The organism is Microcoleus sp. MOSTC5 (genome assembly GCF_036701825.1).
Classification (GTDB): domain Bacteria; phylum Cyanobacteriota; class Cyanobacteriia; order Cyanobacteriales; family Microcoleaceae; genus Microcoleus; species Microcoleus asticus.
Window position 1 is genome coordinate 1 of the sequence record NZ_JAUBRK010000142.1, and the last position, 4,013, is coordinate 4,013.

Below are 4,013 nucleotides of genomic sequence, written 5' to 3' on the forward strand. Positions count from 1 at the left end.
TCCCCTTAAAAATACTGATGATTGCGAGCGCTCCAACAGCGAAGCCAACTTGCTTAAAGCTTCCACAAGTATACCGAGCGCTCTTGTGTGTTGAAGAGAACCGTAACGGTCGCGCTCCATCAGTCTACTCGTAAAGTTGCCAAGCTTGTCGCCAGCGACCGTTGCCGTTCAAGACTCACGAACAATGCCTAAATAAGGAACACCTTGACAGGGCTGGATGTTTTGAACCTAAAAAACCCCCCAATTTGTCAACAGTTAAGGGTTTTTGGGGTATAGCCTCAGTTCGGGTTTCGTTACAAAACTTTACGTTGTGTCCTATTTTGCCCGTAGTGCGATTCGTTCTGGAGAAACCCAGATTTTTGGGGGGATTCCAGGCTTTGATAGAGTAACCTCTCTTGGTTGAGTCCGCACTTTAATCCTCTATCAATGACAACTTGATACCCATGTAGGTGAGGTTCTACCAAAGAACCAAGCCCTACCGCCCTGGTGCGGGGTTGAAAGCACATAAACTACCAGTAGTGGTAGCCCCTACGAAAGAGATTGACTATCTCGGTTCGTAAAGCGGGGATGAAAGCGGTCAAAGGTGATAATTGCTGAAAACGCCCTCCGCAAGCAAGAGTTCTATAAGCGAGCCAACACAATATATATTGTGTTGGAGAATCGTGGGGTAGAGCAGGCTAAATGTCGTTGAGCCACCGTTAAAAATAACCAGGGGAAATAAGCTTGTGATTCGGTCACACCTTGGACTGGAAATATCCGGTAAGGGTAAGGTCTAACAGTTTCTACGGACCGAGTTAGCGCACTACCTAGAACCCCGGTGGAAAGACATACCCTAAAGACTCAAACCAATGGATATCAGGAACGAAGTAACCCTCCCTGTGGCTCCTGTTATGGTCGATTAACAGGTAAACGGTCAGGTAATAAGCAACAGGGTGGAAAGGATGGTTCAAGAAGCTAACGCCCAGACCGAAACAACGGTCAACGCCTGAAAAGGGATGGAGTAATGTCCGGGATACGCTGACGTGAACCGCAATGTGCCAAAAGCTAGAGGTACAAGTAGCAATGAATAAGCCTAAATCTGATTCAATCTCGAAGACAGAGGGATGGAAAACTATTAATTGGCGAAAAGCTGAGCGATATGTTTTCAAGTTGCAAAAACGCATCTATGCTGCTTCACGTTGTGGTGATGTCAAAAGACTGCGCCAACTCCAAAAGACACTGATGAGGTCTTGGTCTAACCGAGTATTAGCGGTACGTCGGGTAACAGTCGAAAACCAAGGTAAAAAGACGGCAGGAGTGGACGGTGTGAAATCATTGTCCTCAGCAGCACGCCTAAAATTGGTAGGGCAATTAAAGCTAACAGGTAAATCCAAGCCTACCCGTAGAGTTTGGATACCCAAACCAGGAAGCCAAGAAAAACGCCCACTATCAATACCCACAATGGAAAGCCGCGCTCTCCAAGCCGTAGTCAAGGCTGCTTTAGAACCAGAGTGGGAAGCTCGATTTGAGGCAGGAAGCTACGGATTTAGACCAGGCAGGTCATGCCAGGATGCAATTAAACATATCAAAAACTGTATCCAAACTAAGGCTAAATATGTCTTCGATGCGGATATATCTCAATGTTTTGATTGTATCAATCATAAAGAACTCCTCAGCAAATTAAACACCTTCCCAGGACTCAGGCGACAAATCAAAGCCTGGTTAAAATCTGGAGTGATAGATAAAGGAGTTTGGAATGCGACACCTAGCGGTACACCACAGGGCGGTATTATATCGCCACTATTGGCGAATATCGCCTTACACGGACTAGAAACGGTAGTTAAAGATTACGTGGAAACCTTAACTATTCCCAAGTTAAGTAAAAAGGAAAAACGCCGTTCTATTGGTGTCATCCGCTATGCAGATGATTTCGTCCTTTTGCACGAAAGCAAGTCCGTAATTTCTGGATGTATTGCTGTAATAGGTGAGTGGTTAGCTGGCATTGGCTTACAATTAAAACCTTCCAAAACCCGATTAGCGCATACACTCGACCCCAATTTAAGTGAAGATGGAAGCGCTGGATTTGACTTTCTTGGTCATCATATCCAACAATTCCCTAGGGGGAAATATCGTAGTGATGAAGATAATCACGGTAGAAAATTAAGTTTTAACACACTCATCACCCCATCAAAGAAGGCAATTCTGACGCATCAGCGGGAAATATCTCGCCTTATTAAGATGCACAGATTATCGCCACAAGAGGCACTCATTAAAGACCTCAATCCGGTAATTAGAGGATGGAGTTCTTATTACAAAGCTTCGGATATTGGCACGGTAGGAAAATTATCCAGACAAGATAATCTGACCTATCTAAAACTTCGGAGATGGGCCAAAACTCGCACTCTTAATGTCAAAAAAGCTCATCGTCTATATTGGCGAGGAATCGGCAATAGAAAATGGGTATTTGCGACAAAAGGGGATAAGCCAAAAAAGCTAATCTTACACACAGAGTTTGTGACCAGTAGCAACAACCATCTGTTAGTAAAAGGTGATAGAAGCCCCTATGATGGCGACTTAGTTTATTGGAGTAGAAGGTTAGGCAGACATCCTGAATTACCTAACAGACAAGCGATACTTTTAAAACAACAACAAGGTAAGTGCGCTTGGTGCGGACTACACTTTCTTTCAGGAAATGTAATGGAGGTTGACCATAAAATCCCACTTTCTCAAGGAGGAAAAGACGAGTGGGTTAATCTTCAGCTATTACATCGACATTGCCACGATGAAAAGACTGCTGCTGACCGCAGTCAGAAGTCTGTTAATGACAAAGGGATTGCACATTGAGTAGCCGTGTGCGGTGAAAATTGCAAGCACGGTTTCGGAAGAGAGGGGTGGAATGGCAACATTCCCCTCGACTCTATCTCTCGGCTATACCCCATTGTTCTAAAGCCTCAGGATTGATTCTTTCAAAGACTCGTCGAAAAGTATCATCACGCTTGGATACCATTGGGTAATTCGAGAAATTCCTCTAACCATTGCTGTTTAGCGATGCCATAATTTTCCATGTCTTCCCAACCTTCGGCACCGCCAATGACGGCTAAAATAGAGATTACTAAAATATCTTTTAATAAGTGTTTTTGGGTTCTTTGAACTCTGGGATCGGGGAGTTATGCTACATAATTCAATAAATTGACTTGGATTTCGCTCAGAGGTGTTAACTGTCGTTTTTCTGCTCTTTTAGCTTGAGATTTTACAGCGAGTTTCAATCAGGGTGCAAAACCCTTTGTCATTGTCTTTAACTCCGTTTCAACTTGATTAACTTTGTTAAGATTCAAACTTAATTATAGGTTTGAGTTCGGCTCACAGATATAAAGTTTATTGGCGGTTTTTTGTCAAGTACAATTTATACCAAATTAGATGAGCTTACCCTGAGTGAGATGCGCCCTCGCGCTATTCGTCAACATTGGACCATTGAAAATCAAGAACATTGGATTTTAGATGTCACTTTCAATGAAGATTGATGTCGCATTCGGTCGTTGAATAGCCCTCGGAACTTGGCTGCTATCAGACGGATGTCCTTGAATGCTGTCAATCAAGAAACCACTCTCAAGCGTAGCTTGCAACAGAAAAGGAAACGGGCTGCAATGAATGATGAATACATGATGCTTCTTCTCCAATCCTTTTGTCAAGACTGATTGAGATGCTCTTACGCTGGGTGGGAGAACGGCATAACGCAATAAAAGTTCCCTCAACAATTTAAGATTGCTCATTCAACCCTATATTTTTTACTGTTTAATCTCTCCTTGGTTAGAGGTGTTTCCCATTCGTGGCTTACGACGAAAGTTCTGTGAATTAATCCAATTAATCGATAATTTTCCTACTCTCACCCTACTTTTTTCGGTTCCGAGTTTGTTGACCGCCTAAGTTTTACTCTCACGCTCAGTGACAAAAGAGGGATGAGAGAATTTCTTGCACGAATGTAAAAATAAGTTAAAAGATCCGGGAATTTTGGATAGGACGGCTAGATTGAGACA

General features: G+C 43.2%; 2 protein-coding genes and 1 pseudogene. 1 reads left to right on the plus strand and 2 read right to left on the minus strand.

The features are described 5' to 3' along the window. Window positions 1-1,062: 1,062 nt before the first annotated feature. Window positions 1,063-2,823 (plus strand): reverse transcriptase domain-containing protein, encoded by a 1,761-nt coding sequence (locus QUA54_RS33820; RefSeq protein WP_333419353.1) that lies wholly within the window; start codon window positions 1,063-1,065, stop codon window positions 2,821-2,823. Window positions 2,824-2,917: 94 nt separating this feature from the next. Here the strand turns inward: QUA54_RS33820 and QUA54_RS33825 are convergent. Then, a pseudogene (locus QUA54_RS33825) lies at window positions 2,918-3,245 on the minus strand (transposase family protein); the annotation flags it as partial. 228 nt (window positions 3,246-3,473) lie between these two features. Further along, window positions 3,474-3,749, minus strand: a complete 276-nt coding sequence (locus QUA54_RS34710; protein ID WP_445301617.1) for a hypothetical protein — start codon at window positions 3,747-3,749, stop codon at window positions 3,474-3,476. Between the last annotated feature and the right edge of the window lie 264 nt (window positions 3,750-4,013).